Annotated in this window: 20 protein-coding genes; 3 read left to right on the forward strand and 17 right to left on the reverse strand. The window is 40.8% G+C overall.

The features are described from left to right. Positions 1-29 precede the first annotated feature (29 nt). The 3 genes from N8M93_RS15345 to N8M93_RS15355 form a co-directional block, all read right to left on the reverse strand. Complete coding sequence (locus N8M93_RS15345; protein ID WP_261133254.1) at positions 30-710, reverse strand: metal-dependent hydrolase; 681 nt, start codon at positions 708-710, stop codon at positions 30-32. Between the two features lie 445 nt (positions 711-1,155). Next, positions 1,156-2,280 carry an alanine dehydrogenase gene (ald, locus tag N8M93_RS15350; protein ID WP_261133258.1) on the reverse strand — a complete coding sequence of 375 codons (1,125 nt, stop codon included), beginning with the start codon at positions 2,278-2,280 and terminating at the stop codon, positions 1,156-1,158. Positions 2,281-2,657: 377 nt separating this feature from the next. Beyond that, positions 2,658-2,822, reverse strand: coding sequence for a hypothetical protein (locus N8M93_RS15355; protein ID WP_261133260.1), 165 nt, complete (start codon positions 2,820-2,822; stop codon positions 2,658-2,660). Positions 2,823-2,972: 150 nt separating this feature from the next. Between N8M93_RS15355 and N8M93_RS15360 the strand changes: the two genes are divergently transcribed. Continuing rightward, positions 2,973-3,287 (forward strand): hypothetical protein, encoded by a 315-nt coding sequence (locus tag N8M93_RS15360; protein WP_261133263.1) that lies wholly within the window; start codon positions 2,973-2,975, stop codon positions 3,285-3,287. Between the two features lie 59 nt (positions 3,288-3,346). Here the strand turns inward: N8M93_RS15360 and N8M93_RS15365 are convergent, their stop codons facing one another. From N8M93_RS15365 to sppA, 9 genes are all read right to left on the reverse strand, one after another. Then, the gene (locus N8M93_RS15365) at positions 3,347-3,868 is read right to left on the reverse strand and encodes a molybdenum cofactor biosynthesis protein B (protein ID WP_261133265.1); all 522 of its coding nucleotides are present in this window, start codon (positions 3,866-3,868) and stop codon (positions 3,347-3,349) included. Between the two features lie 14 nt (positions 3,869-3,882). Next, complete coding sequence (locus tag N8M93_RS15370) at positions 3,883-4,719, reverse strand: EcsC family protein (RefSeq protein ID WP_261133267.1); 837 nt, start codon at positions 4,717-4,719, stop codon at positions 3,883-3,885. Positions 4,720-4,982: 263 nt separating this feature from the next. Beyond that, the gene (locus tag N8M93_RS15375; RefSeq protein ID WP_261133269.1) at positions 4,983-6,170 is read right to left on the reverse strand and encodes an acetate kinase; all 1,188 of its coding nucleotides are present in this window, start codon (positions 6,168-6,170) and stop codon (positions 4,983-4,985) included. Between the two features lie 566 nt (positions 6,171-6,736). Beyond that, a complete protein-coding gene (locus N8M93_RS15380; protein ID WP_261133271.1) occupies positions 6,737-7,726 on the reverse strand; it encodes a class I SAM-dependent methyltransferase in 990 nt (329 codons plus the stop codon). Positions 7,727-7,966: 240 nt separating this feature from the next. Then, entirely contained in the window at positions 7,967-8,467 is a 501-nt protein-coding gene (tpx, locus tag N8M93_RS15385; protein ID WP_261133273.1) for a thiol peroxidase, read from the reverse strand. 164 nt (positions 8,468-8,631) lie between these two features. Next, positions 8,632-9,132 (reverse strand): GerW family sporulation protein, encoded by a 501-nt coding sequence (gene ytfJ, locus N8M93_RS15390; RefSeq protein WP_261133275.1) that lies wholly within the window; start codon positions 9,130-9,132, stop codon positions 8,632-8,634. Further along, entirely contained in the window at positions 9,080-9,781 is a 702-nt protein-coding gene (locus N8M93_RS15395) for a DUF2953 domain-containing protein (RefSeq protein WP_261133277.1), read from the reverse strand. The genes ytfJ and N8M93_RS15395 overlap by 53 nt, the downstream gene beginning before the upstream one ends. Positions 9,782-9,885: 104 nt before the next feature. After that, entirely contained in the window at positions 9,886-10,377 is a 492-nt protein-coding gene (locus tag N8M93_RS15400) for an RDD family protein (protein WP_261133279.1), read from the reverse strand. Between the two features lie 11 nt (positions 10,378-10,388). Continuing rightward, entirely contained in the window at positions 10,389-11,396 is a 1,008-nt protein-coding gene (gene sppA, locus N8M93_RS15405) for a signal peptide peptidase SppA (protein ID WP_261133281.1), read from the reverse strand. A 188-nt stretch (positions 11,397-11,584) separates the two neighbouring features. On the opposite strand from sppA, the gene N8M93_RS15410 reads away from it, so the two are divergent. Then, a complete protein-coding gene (locus tag N8M93_RS15410) occupies positions 11,585-12,382 on the forward strand; it encodes an NAD kinase (protein ID WP_261133283.1) in 798 nt (265 codons plus the stop codon). A 36-nt stretch (positions 12,383-12,418) separates the two neighbouring features. Here the strand turns inward: N8M93_RS15410 and N8M93_RS15415 are convergent, their stop codons facing one another. The 5 genes from N8M93_RS15415 to N8M93_RS15435 all read right to left on the reverse strand — a co-directional run bounded on the left by N8M93_RS15415 (position 12,419) and on the right by N8M93_RS15435 (position 18,673). Next, positions 12,419-14,005, reverse strand: a complete 1,587-nt coding sequence (locus N8M93_RS15415; RefSeq protein ID WP_261133285.1) for an amidohydrolase — start codon at positions 14,003-14,005, stop codon at positions 12,419-12,421. A gap of 206 nt (positions 14,006-14,211) precedes the next feature. Beyond that, positions 14,212-15,801, reverse strand: a complete 1,590-nt coding sequence (gene mbcS, locus N8M93_RS15420; protein WP_261133287.1) for an acyl-CoA synthetase MbcS — start codon at positions 15,799-15,801, stop codon at positions 14,212-14,214. Between the two features lie 232 nt (positions 15,802-16,033). Further along, positions 16,034-16,225, reverse strand: coding sequence for an alpha/beta-type small acid-soluble spore protein (locus tag N8M93_RS15425; RefSeq protein WP_221566401.1), 192 nt, complete (start codon positions 16,223-16,225; stop codon positions 16,034-16,036). A gap of 92 nt (positions 16,226-16,317) precedes the next feature. Beyond that, positions 16,318-17,526 carry a tRNA uracil 4-sulfurtransferase ThiI gene (thiI, locus tag N8M93_RS15430; RefSeq protein ID WP_261133291.1) on the reverse strand — a complete coding sequence of 403 codons (1,209 nt, stop codon included), beginning with the start codon at positions 17,524-17,526 and terminating at the stop codon, positions 16,318-16,320. A 1-nt stretch (position 17,527) separates the two neighbouring features. After that, positions 17,528-18,673 carry a cysteine desulfurase family protein gene (locus tag N8M93_RS15435; protein WP_261133293.1) on the reverse strand — a complete coding sequence of 382 codons (1,146 nt, stop codon included), beginning with the start codon at positions 18,671-18,673 and terminating at the stop codon, positions 17,528-17,530. A 359-nt stretch (positions 18,674-19,032) separates the two neighbouring features. Between N8M93_RS15435 and brnQ the strand changes: the two genes are divergently transcribed. Beyond that, complete coding sequence (gene brnQ, locus N8M93_RS15440; protein ID WP_261133294.1) at positions 19,033-20,388, forward strand: branched-chain amino acid transport system II carrier protein; 1,356 nt, start codon at positions 19,033-19,035, stop codon at positions 20,386-20,388. Positions 20,389-20,552: the final 164 nt, after the last annotated feature.

Raw genomic sequence — 20,552 nt, forward strand, 5'->3', positions numbered from 1 at the left:
ACCCCTTTTAAGAAAGAAGAAAACGTGTATTAAAGTTCGATGGATTCTCCAGATTTCAGAACTTGTCCTTTTTTACCTTCCAACTCATTTACAAACGCTTCAGGATCTTGTTCAATTACAGGGAACGTATTGTAATGTACCGGTACGACATAGTTCGCCTTCAACCAGCTTGCAGCAATGGAAGCATCTTCTGGCCCCATCGTGAAATTGTCTCCGATTGGCAAGAAAGCTAGATTGATGTAGTTCTGATCGCCAATTAATTTCATATCTGAAAACAGTGCTGTATCACCAGCATGGTAAACAGTTTTATCTTCTGCAGTAAAGAGGATTCCCGCTGGCATTCCTGTATAAATGACCGTACCATCCTCTTCGGCATAGCTTGAACCATGAAAAGCTTGCGTCAACTTCACTTTTCCGAAGTCAAATTGATAGGCCCCGCCGATATGCATCGGGTGGGTTTCCACATCTTTCGTACCTAGATAATTCGCCAATTCAAATGGTGCTACGACCAAAGCATTGTTTCGCTTTGCAATATCAACTGTATCTCCTACATGATCATTGTGACCATGAGTAAGTAAGATCACATCAGCTTTTACCTCATCCGCTTTGATATGACATTGATCATTGCCTGTAATGAAAGGATCAATCCAAATCGATTTTCCATTTGTTTCAATAGCGACTACTGAATGTCCATAATACGTTACTTTCATTCAAGATCTCTCCTCTTTCATAATTTAGTATCTGTTTAATTCCTTCTCCTTCAGTCTTTCCGTTTCCTTCTGACAGAAACTAAAAGACAAGGATTGCGCAATTTGCCGGAAACTAAGTAGCCCATTCTTACTACCAAAACGAGAGCCTATCCATTTTGTACCCGTTTCACCCTTCATTTTACACATCCGAATTCGAATTTAAAAACTTTAATATATTTGTTTTCGATTTCTGCGAAATTCACTCCCTCTCCGCGGGTAAACGAAAAGCGGAATCGACCTGCCTAATCACGTAGGTCACTGGAAAACTGACGAGAAGCCTGTTTTGTTTGAAATCAAAACTAAACAAGAGCAGGTAATATACCAAGCCTGCTCAAAGTCATAGTCTAAACTTATATTAATACAAGAAAAGACTGACACCACAGTGCCAGTCTCAGGTCATTTCGAATTATCTTTTATTTGAGAGCATTTCTCTTACATCGTTATATTCCAATCCATGTGCTTCTGATACTGCCTCATAAGTGACATAACCGTCGAGCGTGTTAATGCCTTTAAGAAGCGCTTCATTATCACTGCATGCTTTCACATATCCCTTATCTGCAATTTGTAATGCATATGGGACTGTAACATTCGTCAATGCAATCGTAGAAGTACGCGGAACCGCACCTGGCATGTTTGCAACAGCATAATGGACAACTCCATGTTTCTCATACGTTGGATTATCATGTGTTGTAATGCGATCTGTCGTTTCAAAAATACCGCCCTGGTCGATTGCCACATCTACAAGAACCGATCCTTTTCTCATAGACTCGATCATTTCTTCTGTAACCAATTTAGGCGCTTTAGCTCCAGGGATCAGCACAGCACCAATGACAAGATCTGAATCCACTACTGCCTCGGCGATGTTCAAAGGGTTAGACATCAAGGTATTGATATCAGAGCCGAAAATATCATCTAACTGGCGAAGACGCTCTGGATTCAAGTCGATGACAGTCACACTAGCACCAAGACCTACAGCAATTTTCGCTGCATTCGTCCCTGCAACTCCTCCACCGATGACCGTTACCTTACCTCTGCGCACTCCTGGGACTCCCCCAAGCAGGATTCCCATACCTCCGTGAGGTTTTTCTAGAAAAGAGGCACCGATTTGTGTAGCCATTCTTCCAGCTACCTCACTCATCGGTGTCAACAATGGAAGACTCCGGTTTGGAAGCTGTACCGTTTCATACGCAATACCAACCACTTTATTTTCAATCAGCGCTTTTGTCAATTCAGGTTCAGCAGCTAAATGTAAATATGTAAATAAAATAAGTCCTTCGCGGAAATATTGGTATTCTTCTGGTAATGGTTCTTTAACCTTCATAACCATTTCCATACTCCACGCTTCAGTTGCAGTATCTACGATCACTGCTCCAGCTTCCTGGTACTGTTCATTTGTAAAACCTGATCCAAGTCCTGCATCTTTTTCAATGAAAACTTCATGCCCGGATGTTGTCAGATTGACCACTCCAGCTGGTGTCATTGCCACACGGTTTTCATTGTTTTTAATTTCTCTTGGTACACCAATACGCATTTTTTGCGACCTCCTAAATCAACAAATCTTCAATAAAAATAACGCTTGAATCCAGTCCAAGATGACTGCCATTTAAAGATAACACCAAATGCCAAAAAGAAAAAGGGGAAATATCGTTTGAATGACTGAAACAAGCGCATTTTTACGGCATTTCCATACGTTGCCATCATAACACAAAATAATAATTAAAGTAGGCTTTTCGAATGTTTTCACAGGGAGTTTAAGAAACTTATGTTAGTGCCTGACGAAACAGCCAGACACCATATAGGTCAAGCTATAAAGAAAACTTGGCAAAGTCAAGCCTTTGGCGCAGGTTAAGCATTAGTTGTCCTGATATTGAAGAAAGTATTTTATGCTTTCTTTAAGATGTGAAAAATTCATCTCAATTGATTTTCATCTTCTTTAAGTTGTTCTTCGACGTTTTGGGGGCCTGGCTGGTCGATCACGCCGCTTTGATAGGATTGCATGATCTGTTGTTGAACTTCCACTTCGCCATTGGTTTCAAATTGATACTGCCGGTTTTTACCCTTTTGTTTATCCATGGTGAGTCGCCTCCTTCTCATACGAACTTCTTGAATAGTATGTGAAAGGAACTCATTTGTTATTTGAACCAATATGAGGGAATGTGATCTGTTGAGGATAGCCGAATATCACCATTTTATGTACAATGTTATATGCAGGGGGAATGACTAATGACTTATACATTTACTATAAATGAGCGATTAGGAATCAAGCTGCCATTACTAAAGCGCTCTTGGGACAACTATCCTAAAGAAACACAAGAATTGATCTTATCTGAATGGGAGTCAGTCCGAGGTAAAATTCCTGATAGGATCAAGGAACTCGAAAATGAAATCAACGATAGACAAAGCCAACTTTATCGGGAAGAAGACTTTGAACGTTCTTGTGAACTGAATTCTGAAATATCAGAATTAGCTTCTATCATCAATGATCTCTGGATTTGGTATCGTGCCGATAATCGCATAACGAGAAAAAGTCATTTTTAAATCAACAAAGTGCTTTTACATAAGCATGTAATAAACTCAGAAGGATGACCCCTATCGAGTCATCCTTTTCCTAAGTCTTTCCTTATTTCCCGAACAACATGATTTATTTCAGGAAGAATCAATTTATTCATAGCAAGCTTAACCGCACCGCTTGAGCCCGGTACTGAAAAGATCGCCGTGTTATTCGAGACACCAGCAATAGCCCTGCTCAAGATCGCTGCTGAACCGATATCCTCTGTGTAACTCAACATCCTGAAGAGTTCACCGAAACCAGGGATTTCTTTATCGAGAAGTTCTGAGACAACCTCAACAGAAATATCCCGCTTCGCTATACCGGTTCCTCCATTCATGATAATAACATCCGTTTCGGAATCACTTGTTCCGCCCTTCAATACCTCATGAAGAATCATTGACTCATCTTTTACGATTTTATAAGAGGAGATTACGTGGCCATACTCTTCAAGGGCATTTAAAATATACTTCCCACTCTTATCCGTTTCTTCAGTTCTGGTATCACTTACGGTGATGACCATCACCCGCACATGATCAGGTGCTTCCTGTTTATGTTCCTCTACACTCATCACATATCACCCTCTTAGTCATGTTTTTCTAATAACCAACGTTTCTGATAAAACTGATTCGCAAAGTCTGTGATTTGCCTTGAAAGCTGGTAATTTGCTGTTGCACCATATACCATCCCCATCAGCGGAATACCCTGGATCAAACGTTTCCTTAACATGAAAAGGACCATTCCCTTACCGACCAAACCAACCAGATGCCTCATCCATTGACTGTCAGCAACCAATTCATCCGACTCAAAGAAATACGGATTGATTTCCTGATCCAATACCTCGCTCATCAGCTGCTCCCAGGCTTCTTGCTGATGCTGTTTAGGTAGAGTGGCTGCATGGAACAACTTCAAGGACAGCATTGTTTCATAAGGTTGATTGATTGAATAACCGTACGAAAGGGCAAGTACTTGAATCGATCTCAAGTGTGCCGCGATGCTTGCCGGAATATCGATTCCTAAAAATAATATACCTCCAGCTCCAGAAAGCCCACCCTGTGCAAAAGAAAGCAGTCTATGTTTCGCTACTTGATGTTGAGCTATGTATCGAAGCTGTTCGATCTTGCAATCCTGTACATCTTCCCAAACTTCAACATCTTTGTTCATCGATTGAGCTGCCAATAACACCCTTTGTTTCGTATCTTGTTGAAATTGTGAGTTCAAGATGATTGAATGCAAATGAAAAAGCAGGTTATCGATGGTTTGAAGGACTTTACTACGAATATTGGGACTTATCCTGTTAAAAGCGTCTACAAAGGTCTTTTCGTAAGTCCTGTTGAAGTCAGTCGGAACATATGTAAAATATTCTTGCTCCCATTTTTCGATTGAAGACCATACTTGTTTCTCGTTCTGCGACCATTCCATACCGAACACCTCCACGAAGAACTTTTCATTCATTATACCAAAATTAGCGCGAAGACTATAATACACATGAAAGTAAACCCTTGAGGAGTACTTGTGGTCTCGCCTGGCTTGCTTTTCCCGCAGGAGTGACGTAATTTTCGTTTGAAATCAACATCTTAAGCCTATCCTAAAGATCTTTACCCTACAATTTTGAGGTTTTGGTTAAATCATCACAGTAAAAAAGAACTCCACCAGCATGGTGAAGTTCTTAATCTGAAAATATATTATTGGGCAAGTCGTACTGTGTCTCTTGCAATCATCACTTCTTCGTTTGTAGGGATGATCAATACTTTTACAGGGGAGTGTGGATAGTTCAAAAATGCTTCCTTTCCACGAACCTTGTTTAAAGCCGGATCCCAGTAAACACCCATGAATTCAAGGCCTTTAAGGACTCGCTCGCGGATGACATCACTGTTTTCACCGATTCCGGCTGTGAAAATGATTGCATCGATCCCATGCATTTTTGAAGCGTAAGAGCCGATATATTTATGAATTCTTCCTCCGAAAACTTCAAGTGCCAGCTCAGCTCTTTCGTTTCCAGCGGCAGCTTTCTGTTCGATATCCCTTAAATCACTGGAAAAACCGGATACTCCAAGAAGTCCGCTTTCTTTATTGAGGACATTCATCACTTCTTCAGCGGTTTTTCCTGTTTTCTCCATGATGTATGGGATGAGCGCAGGGTCAATGTTCCCTGAACGGGTCCCCATCGTTACACCAGCAAGCGGTGTGAAGCCCATAGACGTATCGATTGATTTCCCACCTTCAATCGCAGCGATACTTGCACCATTTCCAAGGTGGCAAGAAATCAACCGTAACTGTTCAATCGGTCTTCCTAATAATTCCGCACAACGTTGAGAAACATATTTATGGCTTGTCCCATGAAAACCATACTTACGGATACCATATTCCTTATAGTAGTCATAAGGAAGGCTATACAAATAGGATTGTTCTGGCATCGTTTGATGGAACGCAGTATCAAACACAGCTACAGCAGGCACATCAGGCAGGATTTCTTTAAATGCACGAATACCTACGATATTTGCAGGATTATGCAGTGGTGCCAAGTCGGACACCTCTTCAATTTCCTTGATGATCTCTTCTGTGATCAGCACAGAATCATTGAATTTTTCACCGCCGTGTACGACTCGGTGTCCAATCCCTTCAATTTCATCGTAAGAGTCGATGATTTGATGGGACATAAGTTTTTCTAACAGCATCTTAACCGCAACAGCATGGTTCTCAATATCTGTCACTTCTTTTACCTTTTCACCGTTCACTTCAATTGTAAAAACACTATCAGGAATTCCGATACGTTCGACAAGCCCTTTGGTAACTACTTCTTCCACAGGCATTTTCAATAATTGAAATTTAAGTGATGAACTTCCGGCATTAATGGCGAGTACCTTTCGCATATATAGACAACTCCTTCGTTGTTCAAGTTCATTCCCAAAAACCAATTACCATTAAACCACCGGTCGATGGTTTCCTGCAAGGAAGGAAAACGTTTTCCATCAATATTTGTTATTTTCAGATTTGAATCCGATTTCATACTCTCTTTTCACTTTGATAAACTTTATTCTTGATTTTGCGAAATTCATTCCCTTTCCGCGGGCAAACGAAGAGCGGAAGCTTAAGCAAACTATCCTGGTGGAAACCAAGTTGCACGAACCCGTTAACGGACACAGGAGACCTTATTCGACCAAAATAATGGAATTATACAAACTTAACGGACACCAGGGACCTTATTTCGTAAATATCATAGAAAAACAACTGCTTTGTTCACAAATAACGGTTGTGGTGTCCGTTAAAATTTAGAAACAACGATTTTGCCTACAAATAACGGCTCTGGTGTCCGTTACCTGAAAACATAGCGGCGGGGTCTCGCCTTTCTCACTGTTCCCAGCAGGAGTTGCGCGAATATTGCTATAATCAACCCATTCTTAATCATCATTATTTAACAAAGCCTTGTATGTTTAAGTTAACCAGTAAATGAAGTCTTAAACCAGGCATCGATTTTTTTCATGATCGATTGCAATGCTTTTGGATCCGAAAAGCTAGGAAGCTCTGCCATCAATGCTTCCTTAGGAGCTGCAACACCTTGACCTCTTTTCTGGATGAAAAAGATACTTTTCGCTTGTTCTTCCTTTTTAAACATCGTCAACGGTAATTGGAGAAGCCCGTGGATGACTGCCTGTTCTTTAAGGTACTTGTTCAACTTCTGAGCTTCATCGCCTGCAAATAAGAAATTCGGAATCAGGAAGAACAGGAAACCTCCTTCTTTTGTATGGTTTAACGCTTGTTCGATCATCAAATGATGGGCAAGGGAGTGTCCTTTTTCAGCCTTCAATCGGTATGTGGATGCCGTCTCATCGTTTGGATAATATCCGACTGGCAGATCTGTGATGACAAGATCAACTGGATCGATCATCAATGACTGCAAACTGTCCTGATGATAAAGCTGAATATCGTGCTCCTGTGCATTCAGGTTTACATAAGCAAGCTTAATCAACGTTTCATCAACCTCAGAACCATAGCTGAATACTTTCTTTTTCGTTTGATTCAGGAATGCTGATACAAGGTTCCCAGTCCCGATTGCTGGGTCCAAAAGTGTGATCCTTTCCTTTTTGTTCATAGCCTTTTCGACTAAATAGCCAACGAAAAGAGCAACGGCATCAGGTGTCATCGCATGTTGGGACTGTACACCCATTTTCATTCCTTGCAAGATCGCCAATTGGTATCCTTTACGGATTTCTTCCTTGGATAATTCATCTAATGTGATTGATTCATATTTATAGATGAGATCATTCTTCGTTTGTTCATCAAACTTATCAGGCATTCCACCCTGTACCAGATTTTCTCCAGTCATGATCAGACCATCAAGATATGTAGTCTGTTCTTTCTCAGAAAGGATCGTTGCCGTTTCGTGTAATAATCTATAGAATGATTCGACTTTCTTAAAATCAGCCATGCAAATTCCTCCTATCTTACAACTAGCATTATTGTAACAAAACACCAAGAAATAATGAAAACATGATTTTCACCTTGAAGAAAACTTGACAAAGCCAAGTCTTAACCTGGGCTGAGCCTTAGTGGAAAGTATTTATACTTTCTTTAAATGTAAAAGAGGCCAACCAACCAAAGGTTCGGACCGCTGACCAAACTCTGGAGGTTAACCTCTTTTGTTTACTATTATTGTTGAAATTCTAGTTTACTGGGCAGACTTGGCAGCCTCAATCGCCGCCTCATAATCCGGATGATCCGTCGCTTCACTAACATACTCAACATAGGTCACTTTATCATCTGAGTCGATCACAAATACAGCACGAGTCAATAGACGTAGTTCTTCAATTGCTACTCCATAAGCTTTACCGAATGAGAGGTCACGGTGATCGGAGAGTGTTTGAAGGTTTTCTACACCAGCAGCAGCACACCATCTCTTTTGAGCCATCGGTAGGTCAACACTTACAGTCAATACTTTTACATTATCAAGCTTTGCCGCTTCTTCGTTGAATCGGCGCGTCTGCTGATCACATACACCCGTGTCGACAGATGGAACGACACTGATCAATCTTACAGAACCTTTTGTATCATCCAATGTTACAGGAGACATGTCGTTTGCCAACACTTTGAAGTCAGGAGCTGCGTCCCCTACTTTCACTTCATTCCCTAATAGCGTTACTGGATTTTGTTTGAATGTTACATTAGCCATCATTAACAACTCCTATTTTAAAAGGTATTCTAACACGTTAATGGTAAACTTTCTGAAAATTTGTTTCAAGTAATATGTAGTCCTGAATCATTTTTTCGAGTACAATACACCTAAGATTTAAAAAAGGGCTGCTCTGGTTTTAAGCTGCCCTTCATCTATATCATTTAAAAATCTAAATCTTGCTTTTGGCGTCTTTCATTCTGATGCTGTGACTGATTATTATTGTTGGATTGATTTTTATTCGAATCAGATTTCATCTGAAAGCCACTATTGTTCATCATCCTTTGAACTCGATCTACTACTTGAGGCGCTAAGTCAAGAAGCCGTTCGTACAAATGTGTACTATTATCGAGATGGATGGTCTTCACTCCAGAAGAATTCACAATCAGAAACGCGATTGGCGTGATTGAAACACCGCCTCCGCTTCCACCGCCAAAAGGATGAGATTCTCCCTCTGAAGACTCTCGTCTTGATTGACCTGAATTGCCTAAAGCACTGAACTGGCTTCCTCCAGCAGCAAATCCAAAACCAACCTTTGAAACTGTTAGAATCACACTTCCGTCCGGTGTTTCTACTGGATCACCGATAATTGTATTCACATCAATCATTTCTTTAATATTTTCCATTGCTGTTTGCATCAAGCCCTGAATTGGATGTTCTGACATGCTGTTTCCTTCCCTTCCAATTTTTTACGATCAGATATGCTGCGAGCATAGCTTGCCCGATTTGAAAAGAAAACATACATAATAAATTTGTTTGCACAATAGGGGCTTGAAAAGAAGGCGTAACCTCAAGGACAGGTGGTTTTTCCATTCGCGTTGCAAAGCTTAGAAAGCCTGCCACACTACCCTTGATCGTCCACAACAATCCGGCAAAAATTCCAGTTGAAGCAGCATCCCCGGTACCAATTGTACTGACCCATTGATATTCTTCAATCGTTACTTTTTTTAAGAATTTACGGACGATGCTTCCAAGTTGATAGACAGAATCCATAAGCGCTTTTGTTTCTTGTACTCGTGCAATTAAGGACTCAGCCTCAAATGTCATTTCTTTCGTATCGTGAAGTTTTTTATTGCCGATTTCTGATTCAGTATCGTATTCCATGTGCATAAGTCCATCACCTTCGAGGTCTATATCATTCAATGGTATTTCCCAAGAATAATCGAATAACCCTTTTAAAAAGTGGGCATGTATGAAACACGTATCATCGTTTCCTTGATGGACATATTTGATGGTTACCCGTACCCGGCTGATCATAAGGATACCTATCATCAAACTGATAACGAGTATGATTCCTATAATCCAATACCACATGAGGATCACCCCGAAGTCTCTGGACATACTGTTTCTCTTGTTAATTTGACTTTATAAAAAAATAGACCTATCAGCATTATGTACTGACAGGTCTCTAACAATACCTATTTTCGAGTGTGGACGACTCTCGTATCTGCAAATATATCATGCAACGATTGTTTTTCATTTGTAAAAGCAGCGATGATATACCCGATCAAGAAGATGGTTTTACTGATGAACCGGCCAATCACTTCCCGAAAAAGCAGGGTGGTCCATGGTATATTTTCATCCATATCTTTTGGAACTACTTTTATTGCAAAAAGCATTTTTCCTAATGTCTGACCGAAGAAACGAGTCATCAATACAAAATAGCTGTAGAAAATGATTGCAGCTATTACTGTCTTTAATGAAAACATCCCTCCATCAGATAAAGGCAAATCACGTAATACCCATATCGGCTTAACGATCAGACTGTTCAGACTCCAAATGACGAGCAAGTCTAAGAGGTACGCCCAGAACCGGATCCAAAATCCAGCATATACCCTGTTTGTATTTCCATAGTTCAAGGTCTGAGAGGGTTCTGGGGGATGTCCTTCACCTGATAATGTTTGCTCCAATCCAATCCCTCCTATTCCGTATATAGATATTTGATTTGCGGTGTATTCGTTTGACTCATCAATTCTTGTATCCCTAACAGATCTCCATTAGGCTGGAACAATTTTTGCGCGGTCATGTCCAGGAAAGAATTCCAACCAAGGCGATTTTCATACTTGATGACATTCAAATGGGAATTCCCGAGATCTTTTTTCATTGCTTTGATCGTATCCTCCTGATCACCAAGTTCATCGACAAGATCTGCTTCTTTTGCTTGTTGCCCATCATATACCCTGCCGTCTGCCAATTCTCTCACGTTATTTTCTGAAAGCCCACGGCCAGTAGCGATAACATCTACAAATTGATTGTAGGAATTATCAACGATGGATTGTAAGATTTTCCTTTCCTCATCTGTCATTTCACGTGTAGGGGATAGGATATCTTTATGAGTACCGCTCTTGATCGTCTCCCATTTCACCCCTAGTTTATCAGCCAATTCTCCATAATTCATCGACTGAATGATGACACCTAGTGAACCTGTCAATGTTGAGGAATGGGCAAATATTTTATCCGCAGGTGCAGAAATGTAGTAGCCCCCTGACGCAGCCATATTACCCATCGATATGTAAACCGGTTTTTTATGTTCCTTTTGTATAGTAGTGATCGCATCATGGATCTCTGCGCTTTCGACCACTCCGCCGCCTGGGCTATTCACCCGAATTATGATTCCTTCTACATTTTTGTCCTCACCTGCATGCTCGAGCATATCAAGAAACCTCTGGTGATTATAGCCTGGAGATTGGAATAATGATGTCGCATCACCAGTGTCTTGAATGACACCCTCGACGTTCAAGAGGACAATATTCCGTTTATCGCTCCCTTTCTCCACGACCTTTTCGACAAATGGATCATCTTCTAAAAATCCTCCGCCTTGTAAATTCGTAAAGTTATCAGATGCAGCGGATGATAATACATTCATGATGATGGATCCTATGAAAAGTACTGCTGCAATTCCAAGTGCTGCCCAACGTTTTCCGCTCATAAGAAGCCTCCTAGCATTATTACATTGGTAAGATTGACCAATCTTTGTTAGAATATCATATTTTCAATTTGTATGATGATAATTTGACAAAAACTTTTTAAAAAACGAAGATAAAACTAGCATGTCTAATTTTTAATGATAAGAATCGGGTAACATTAGATATTACTGGAAATCATAGGAGGTTTATGATGTCAGAACGTAAGAATATCCATTTTTTCTATAAGAAAGACAGCCAGTTTGAAGAACAGGTCATCCGATTGAAGAACCTCGCCATTGATAATGGATTTACATTGGTGGAGCAAGCCGACCATGCTAACATCATCGCTAGTATCGGGGGGGATGGCACCTTCCTTCAAGCCGTCAGGCAAACTGGATTTCGCGAAGATGCTCTGTATGTCGGTGTGAGCACCGGACAATTAGGATTTTATTGTGACTTCGACATCGAAGACCTTTCAGGAATGATAGATGCCATGTTGAATGAACAGGTAGAGGTCCGTAGATATCCGACCATAAAAGTTGACATGGAAAACGATGCTTCATTTTATTGCTTGAATGAATGTTCGATTCGATCGGGCATCATTAAAACTCTGTCACTCGATTTGTATATCGATGATTTATTTTTTGAACGGTTTAAAGGAGATGGGATGATCATCTCGACTCCGACTGGAAGTACCGCATACAACAAGTCATTAGACGGGGCGATCGTTGACCCGAAACTTCCATGTATGCAAATCAGTGAAGTAGCGTCGATCAACAATAACCATTATCGTACCCTTGGGAGTTCTTTCATTTTAAGTGATACAAGATCACTCAACATCCGGCTAGTAAACGAAGGAAACAACTTCCCGATCATAGCGATGGATAACGAAGCCCTTAGTATACGAGAGCCTGGATCCATCAACATTTGCCTTTCTGATAAAAGGATCAAGACTGTAAAGCTGAAGGATAATTCATTCTGGCATAAGGTGAAGCGTAGTTTCTTATAAGCCCCGTAAAAAAACTCCCTGCGAGGGGAGTTTTTTTTATCCGTGATAAACAATAGTATTGTTAACCACAGTTTTCGCTACTTTGACATTCGGAATCGCTTCTGGATCAATATGGAACAAGTCTTCAGTCAAAATTGTGAAATCTGCACAGAACCCTTTTTTGATCATACCTGCTTCATTTTCTTTCCCAATAGCATATGCGCTACCTTTCGTATATAATTCGACCGCTTCATATACTGATAATTTTTGGTCCGGATAAAACCCCTCATGTTTATCACCATGCTTTTTACGCAAGACAGCAGCATAGATCGTCAGTAGGGGATCTGCAGTTTCGATTGGTGCATCGGAACCAGCAGCACATGCAATTCCTTCTTTTAATAACGTTTTCCATGCAAAACTGTATTTCATCCTACCTTCCCCAAGACGTTCAATAACCCAAGGGAAATCGGATGCGACGAAATGTGGCTGTATATCAATAATTACAGGAACCTTTTTCAAACGCTCGAGCAGGTCTGGCCGTACAACCTGTCCGTGGACGAAACGGTCCCTTAAACCTGCAGGAGGTGGGATCTCTTCAACGGCATAAAGAGCAAATTCCAACGCAAGGTCTCCGATTGTATGGATTGCGACTGGCATTTGATAATGACGCGCCTTTTTAACGAGTTCTTTAAGGTCTGTCAATGAATGGATTGCTACCCCATACGTTTCAGGCATATCATTATAAGGTTTACTTAAATAGGCTGTCCTGCCACCTAAAGCACCATCAGCAAAAATCTTCATCGCACCGAGCTCGACAAATCCGTTCGATACACCAAACTTCAATCCTTCCTCATGCATGTCTGCAACAACTTCATGATGAACCAAAAGATTTGCTTTGAACTGAAGTTGATCCGGATTGATGACTTTCAAAAAAGTATCGTACGTCCGTTTGAATCCCCCATAATAATTGAGATCCTCACTGTGTCCGCCGACAAGCCCTAGACTCGTAAGATCCTGTACAGACGTAGTCAACGCACGATGAAGATATTCCTCGGTCACTTTCGGCAGGGCATCCTTTACTAATTCTTGAGCTTTATCCAACAGATATCCGGTAGGTTCACCATTTGTATCCCGTACAATGACTCCTCCTGGCGGATCCTCTGTATCTTTTGTTATTCCTGCAAGCTCCAAAGCCTTAGAGTTGGCAAGCAGAGCATGCCGGCAGATCCGGGTCAGTATCATCGGATGATGTGGAGCAATTTCATCAAGTTCGAAGCGATGAAAAATCTTTCGATCCATGAAGTTGTTTTCGTTCCATCCTTCGCCAATAATCCAATCACCGACAGAAGTAGAATAGATCTTCTCTTTCAAGGTCGTCTTCATTTCTTCAGCAGACATCACTTCCGAAAGATCCAATCGCAACAGTTTTTCTCCATGCCCGATCATATGTAGATGACTATCGACAAACCCCGGATACATGACTGCCCCTTCTAAATCCTCTATATGATCAATTTGATGATTCTTTTCAATGCGTAAACGGTCACCGCAGTCGATAATTGTATCGTCTTCAACTAAAACAGCTTCGACTTTATCGAATTCATGTTCCATTGTATAGATGGTGCCATTTGTCCATAACGTTTTCATAATCACACCTCAATTACTATCCCTATTTGTACCAGCATACCTAAGATTCGATTGTAAATCCACAAATAACGAAGACTTGGCAATGCCAATCCTTAAGTACAGGCTGAGCCTTAGTCCAAATTGTGTTTCCCACGTATATATTATTACTATTGACACGGCAATTTGTGTACATAACAAAGGACCGGCTAATGCGGTCCTTCGTTGTTCTAATTTACTGTTGTTTTGTTTTCTTTCATCCTCAATTCGATCCGTCGAATTTTACCAGAAGTAGTCTTCGGAAGTTCATCCACAAATTCGATCAACCGCGGATACTTATAAGGTGCTGTCAGCTTTTTAACGTGATCCTGTAGAGCTGGTATCAATTCACCAGCTGAAGCTTCTGATGGATTTTTCAACACGATAAAGGCTTTGACGACATGCCCGCGAACCTCATCTGGGCTTCCTACTACAGCGCATTCTTTAACCGACGGATGTTTGACGAGTGCGTCTTCGACTTCAAACGGTCCAATTGTATACCCAGAACTGATGATGATGTCATCGCCTCTACCCTCGAACCAAAAGTACCCATCTTCATCCTTCTTCGCTTTGTCTCCCGTAAGATAATAATCCCCTCGGAATGCCATTTTTGTCCGTTCTTGATCTTTATAATATTCCTTGAATAGTGCAGGCACATCGCGATGAACGGCAATATCTCCAACCTCGCCGACCTGGGCGGGTTGCCCTTCCTCGTTGATGATTTCGACATGGTTGCCAGGTGTAGGTTTACCCATTGATCCTGGGCGGACTTCCATCCCTTCAACAATACCTACAAGCAGTGTGTTTTCTGTCTGTCCGTATCCATCTCGTACGGTCACGTTGAAGTAGTTACGGAAAATATCGATGACTTCCCGGTTTAACGGTTCTCCGGCAGAAACAGCACTTTGTAAGCTTGAAAGGTCATACTCCTTCAAATTATCTACTTTTGCCATCAATCTATATTCCGTTGGTGTGCAACAAAGCACATTGATTTGATTTTTCTCCAATAGATCTAAATATGTGTTCGGATCGAATTTTCCATTATAGACAAATCCAGTTGCTCCTGTACCTAGGACAGATACGAATGGACTCCAAATCCACTTTTGCCATCCTGGTCCAGCGGTAGCCCAAACGATATCATTTTCTTTAATGTTCAGCCACGACGTTGCAGCAGTCCGGATATGAGCATAGGCCCATCCATGTGTGTGAACGACGCCCTTAGGATGGCCTGTCGTTCCAGAGGTATAAGAGAGGAATGCCATGTCATCACTGTTCGTAGTCGGAAGTTCGGTTGATGGGTCAAAGGATCCTGTCACTTCTTCAATCGTAGACCATCCTTCAGCTTTTCCTCCAACCGTAATTTTATATTCCAAACTTTCAACAGGATCAACAATGTCATCAATAAGTGAAGTCAATGGTTCATAAGCTATGACCGCTTTCACTTCACCATGATTGATTCGATAGCTTAAATCTTTCGGTCGGAGCATCTCGGAACAAGGGATGACAACAAGACCTGCTTTCAAAATCGCCAGGTAAACTTTATACGTATCAATCAGACGCGGCATCATGACGAGAACACGGTCACCTTTGTTTAACCCTAAGCTAAGTAAGGCTTTTGCAAGGTCATTTGCTTGATCAAATAAATCTTTGTACGTGATTTCATCTACTGCACCCTGTTCGCTGAGCCATTTGATCGCGACACGCGAAGGGTCTTTCGCATACTTTTCCATTTCTTCAGCTGCATTGTACTGTTGAGGAGCTAATAAGGTTTGATTGTTCAAAGCAGACGCCTCCTTATGTATTCATTTCACCTTCTATTATACATAATTTTTGGAATATTTTCATTTTTGGTGTGATCAAGTGGAATGTATGAACGAAATCTTTTCACTTTTCGAGATATTCTGTTCACTTCATAGGTTTTTCTGTTCACCTCGCTTCAAGGAAAACAACAAGAAAGGCCAGCATCAGATGCTGACCTGTTTTCCATCAGTATTATGTTGTAGAAGGTGTGTGTTACTTTTGAGGTTGTTGACCTTGAGCCATAGCAACTAGACGCTTAGTGATTTCACCACCAACAGATCCGTTAGCGCGAGCTGAAGAGTCAGGACCAAGTTGTACTCCGAATTCAGAAGCAATTTCAGTCTTCATAGCGTTAAGAGCTTGTTGAGCTCCAGGTACTACTAATTTGTTTGATTGACGAGCCATGATATTCACCTCCTTTGTACCCATAGGTTACGGAGGCAAAGGCGAATTCATACTCGCTTCTAAGTGGTAAATCTTGATAAGAAAATCACAAGTTAAAATAAGTCTTCGAACGCATTGTCACGGGTTTCAGTCACCTCTTTAAAGTGTACAGTTTCCGTATTGTTTACAGCTTCGTCGACAAGTGCATCGATTTCCATATATTGCTCAAACCGATTCGCTTTTTCTCGTCTTGGTTTCGTTTTCGGTGCAGATGGCAAGAACACAGTACAACAATCCTCATAAGGACGGATCGAGATATCATACGTGCCGATCTTCCTTGATACTTCCATGATTTCAATTTTATCCATTGTGATCAAAGGTCGGATGATCGGAAGGTTCGTCACCTCGTTGATCGTATTCATGCTCGACAATGTTTGACTGGCTACTTGTCCTAAACTTTCACCTGTTGCTATTGCCAACGCATCATTTTGGGCAGCCAGTTTTTCTGTAATTCGAAGCATGTAACGCCGCATGATCGTCATGCTATAGTTATCAGGAATTTGTTTTTTAATTGCTTTTTGCACATTCGTAAATGGCACAACATGCATCTTGATCGTTCCACCGTATTTCGTAAGTACTTGCGTCAGATCCTCAACCTTTTGTCTTGCCCGCTCACTCGTGAATGGAGGACTATGGAAGTGGACCATTTCAACCCGGATTCCACGTTTCATCGTCAAGTATCCTGCAACAGGACTATCAATTCCACCAGATAACATCAACATGACTTTTCCGCTACTGCCAATCGGTAATCCTCCAGCACCAGGATAGTTGATGCCACTGATATAAGTCGCTTCGGGTTTGATTTCCACTTTGATTTCTATATCAGGATGATGGACATCAACTGTAATATCCTCAGAATTCTTTAAAACGTATCCACCGATAAGATGGTTCAATTCCTGTGAATCATGCGGGTATTGCTTGTAATTTCTTTTAGTTGAAATTTTGAAGGTCTTAACAGAAGAGCCCGCTTGTTTCAATGCCTCAAGTGCTGTTTTTTGGATATTCTCTAATTCAAGGTCGCACTTTACAGCCAGAGTCAAACCTTGGATACCGAATATATCTTGTAATTTCTCCACAATTGGTTCGTGATCAGCCCCATGCAGTTCAATAATCATACGATCGAAAGCTTTTTTTACATTGACACTTTCAAATGGCTTCAATTTCCTTCTGATCGTATCCCTTAATTGATTCACAAAGTGATGCCTATTTTTCCCTTTAAGTGATAATTCTCCATATTTGACTATGATGTGGTCGTAAATCATATTATTCCCTCATTACTTTCTTTAAGTTATAAATGGCTTCTTGAAGGATTTGGATGAACCTTTCTCCTTCGTTACGTGTATTTTCAAAACTGAGACTTACACGGATTGCACTGTTGGCCCGTTCACTTTCATGTCCTGTCGCTTCTAATACTCTACTAACTTCAGTCGATTTGGAAGAACATGCAGATTTCGTCGAGACAAATACTTCTCTTTCTTCTAAAGCATGGATCAACACCTCTGGCTTGATACCCGGTACGGAAAAATTAATAATATGAGGTGCACTATAATCCTCTGGCGTGTTAAGGAATATACCTTCTATTTCAGATAGCTCTAATCGTATATAATTCTTTAACCGAACAAGGTTGTCCATTTCGTATTTTGATTTTTCCATTGTGAGCCGAAGCGCTTTTGCCATTGCGATGATTCCAGGTATATTTTCTGTTCCAGCTCGATGTTTGAATTCCTGCGATCCTCCGTGAAGAAGTGGGGATAAGGTCACACCGCTCCGCACATATAGGAACCCGACACCTTTTGGTCCGTGGAATTTGTGGCTCGAAAAGGAACATAAATCAATACCAGATTGTTCATACTGAATAGGAACTTTCCCTATCCCTTGAACATGATCGACATGGAAAAAGATCTTCGGATGCTCTTTCAACAACCTGCCGATTTCTTTTATAGGTTGAACTGTTCCAAGTTCATTGTTTACATGCATCACAGAAACGAGAATCGTATCATCTCTGATTTCATTTCGCAGATCTTGAACAGAAACGCAACCTTTTCGATCCACTGGTAAAAAAGTGACATCGAACCCTAACTGCTGAAGCTGCATGAATGATTCATAACAGGAAGCATGTTCAATTTCTGTGGTGATCAAATGTTTACCCCGTTTCTGATGACGAAGTGCAATTCCTTTGATTGCCAGGTTGTTCGCTTCCGTACCTCCAGAAGTAAATACAATCTCTGCAGGATTGACACGAATAAGACCTGCGATTTGATTTCGGGCTGTACTGATCAGCTTTTCCACTTCGCCTCCTAAACGATGAATCGAAGAAGGATTAGCGAAATAGTTCTCAGCCACAGTCATATACGTCTTCATCGCTTCAGGATAAGGTTTGGTTGTCGCACTATTATCAAAATAAATCATGGTTTCCTTTACCCCTTTAATAGTCGGCTTAGAATAAGCCAAAAAAATGATATCATTGCATCGTTTAATAATATCATATCTATATTGGATTCCAAACATGAGAATCTATCCATCATAGTTCGACATGATTTGACAAAATTTTAAATACAAAATCTTTTCCTTATCTAGCACACAATTCTATTTTCAAAAGCAAAATGAAATATTCTTTAGCAAATAAGAGATGTACAAATATTTCAAATCAAAACAATCTTTCAACTTTTTACTAAAGTATCTATTTTTCGTAAAGATTGTGTTAAGCTTTAACCGATTTTAGAAAACTTAATGATTTCAGTCGATAATTGTCATGGAGGTTTTACAGCATGAAATCTACAAAATCCCTTTCTTTTAAGGATACATTTACAATCGGACTTATGATGTTCGCTTTATTCCTTGGGGCTGGAAATATGATATTCCCACCATTACTTGGTCAAACTGCAGGAACGAACGTATGGATGGCTATTTTGGGCTTTCTGATCACAGGTGTCGGCCTGCCCCTTTTAGGAATTGTGGCAATTGGTCTGACAGGCGGAACATTAAGAGATCTGGCTGGTCGCGTGCACCCATCTTTTGCAATTATCTTTTCTACATTAATCTATTTAGCGATCGGCCCATTTTTCGGAATTCCGAGAACAGGCACAGTCGCATTTGAAATAGGCGCTGTTCCTTTCTTACCTGAAACAATCGATCCCAACGGCATGCCTTTATTCATCTATACAGTCATCTTTTTCGGCATTACTTTTTGGTTTGCTTTGAACCCGACCAAACTTGTTGATCGAATCGGTAAAATCTTAACGCCGATACTCATCGTTGTCATTGGACTGATTGTAATAAAAGGCATCGTTAATCCTATTGGGAGTATTTCAACTCCATCAGGTGAATATACATCGAATCCGTTATTCAATGGTTTCATCAATGGCTATTTGACGATGGACGCGATTGCAGCTTTAGTCTTCGGGATTGTGGTTATCAATGCTGTAAAATCCAGAGGGGTTTCTGATAAGAAAGAAATTGCAAAAGCAACAACGAAGGCAGGAATCATTGCTGTCAGTGGACTTGCGTTAGTCTATCTGTCTCTAGCTTATATCGGAGCAACGAGCAGGAATGTTCTCGGTGCAAGTGATAATGGTGGAACGATTCTTACCGGAGCTGCAGATGTGTTATTCGGTCAGTTCGGAATCATCCTGCTAGCTGTTGCGATCACATTCGCCTGCCTAACTACATCAATTGGACTGGTGACAGCTTGTGGAGAGTATTTCAATGGAGTCATGCCGAACGTATCGTACAAATTGATTATCGGCATATTATGTGTGTTTAGTGCAGCTGTCGCTAATGTCGGACTTACACAATTGATAAACATGACTTTACCAGTATTGATAGGAATCTATCCGCTTGCCATTGCACTTGTCGTTTACTCCTTCTTACATCGACATTTCGGCGGCTATCGCGAAGTATATATTGGTGGTTTGCTCGGTGCCGGGGTTATCAGTATTTTCGATTCATTGAATGAATTGAACGTGAACATAACAGCTATTACCGACGTATTGAATGTATATCTACCTTTATTTGAGCAAGGTGTCGGTTGGATCACACCTTCATTGATCGGTGCGATAATCGGATACATCATCGGACGAATTAGATCGCAGGCAGCTCAAAATACAAATCCGAGAAATGCTTAAAGAATCAGCCCTCGAGGCTGATTCTATTTTTTAACCTCTAGTAATCCTGTAGAAGTAAAACTCCAGCTGGATACAAATCAAGCGGTACCCTGGTGAGAAATAAACAAAGCGGGTCAGGAAAGCTATCAAAATTTTTCACGAATTAAATTAGAGGACCTCAGAGA

This window comes from Bacillus sp. Marseille-Q3570 (assembly GCF_946151055.1).
Classification (GTDB): Bacteria; Bacillota; Bacilli; order Bacillales; family Fictibacillaceae; genus Pseudalkalibacillus.

What these genes read in the sequence shown, in the direction of transcription:
- N8M93_RS15345 (WP_261133254.1), bottom strand. Translation starts at nt 710, where the DNA reads ATGAAAGTAACGTATTATGGACATTCAGTAGTCGCTATTGAAACAAAT.
- ald (WP_261133258.1), bottom strand. Translation starts at nt 2,280, where the DNA reads ATGCGTATTGGTGTACCAAGAGAAATTAAAAACAATGAAAACCGTGTG.
- N8M93_RS15355 (WP_261133260.1), bottom strand. Translation starts at nt 2,822, where the DNA reads ATGGATAAACAAAAGGGTAAAAACCGGCAGTATCAATTTGAAACCAAT.
- N8M93_RS15360 (WP_261133263.1), top strand. Translation starts at nt 2,973, where the DNA reads ATGACTTATACATTTACTATAAATGAGCGATTAGGAATCAAGCTGCCA.
- N8M93_RS15365 (WP_261133265.1), bottom strand. Translation starts at nt 3,868, where the DNA reads ATGAGTGTAGAGGAACATAAACAGGAAGCACCTGATCATGTGCGGGTG.
- N8M93_RS15370 (WP_261133267.1), bottom strand. Translation starts at nt 4,719, where the DNA reads ATGGAATGGTCGCAGAACGAGAAACAAGTATGGTCTTCAATCGAAAAA.
- N8M93_RS15375 (WP_261133269.1), bottom strand. Translation starts at nt 6,170, where the DNA reads ATGCGAAAGGTACTCGCCATTAATGCCGGAAGTTCATCACTTAAATTT.
- N8M93_RS15380 (WP_261133271.1), bottom strand. Translation starts at nt 7,726, where the DNA reads ATGGCTGATTTTAAGAAAGTCGAATCATTCTATAGATTATTACACGAA.
- tpx (WP_261133273.1), bottom strand. Translation starts at nt 8,467, where the DNA reads ATGGCTAATGTAACATTCAAACAAAATCCAGTAACGCTATTAGGGAAT.
- ytfJ (WP_261133275.1), bottom strand. Translation starts at nt 9,132, where the DNA reads ATGTCAGAACATCCAATTCAGGGCTTGATGCAAACAGCAATGGAAAAT.
- N8M93_RS15395 (WP_261133277.1), bottom strand. Translation starts at nt 9,781, where the DNA reads ATGTGGTATTGGATTATAGGAATCATACTCGTTATCAGTTTGATGATA.
- sppA (WP_261133281.1), bottom strand. Translation starts at nt 11,396, where the DNA reads ATGAGCGGAAAACGTTGGGCAGCACTTGGAATTGCAGCAGTACTTTTC.
- N8M93_RS15410 (WP_261133283.1), top strand. Translation starts at nt 11,585, where the DNA reads ATGTCAGAACGTAAGAATATCCATTTTTTCTATAAGAAAGACAGCCAG.
- N8M93_RS15415 (WP_261133285.1), bottom strand. Translation starts at nt 14,005, where the DNA reads ATGAAAACGTTATGGACAAATGGCACCATCTATACAATGGAACATGAA.
- N8M93_RS15425 (WP_221566401.1), bottom strand. Translation starts at nt 16,225, where the DNA reads ATGGCTCGTCAATCAAACAAATTAGTAGTACCTGGAGCTCAACAAGCT.
- thiI (WP_261133291.1), bottom strand. Translation starts at nt 17,526, where the DNA reads ATGATTTACGACCACATCATAGTCAAATATGGAGAATTATCACTTAAA.
- N8M93_RS15435 (WP_261133293.1), bottom strand. Translation starts at nt 18,673, where the DNA reads ATGATTTATTTTGATAATAGTGCGACAACCAAACCTTATCCTGAAGCG.
- brnQ (WP_261133294.1), top strand. Translation starts at nt 19,033, where the DNA reads ATGAAATCTACAAAATCCCTTTCTTTTAAGGATACATTTACAATCGGA.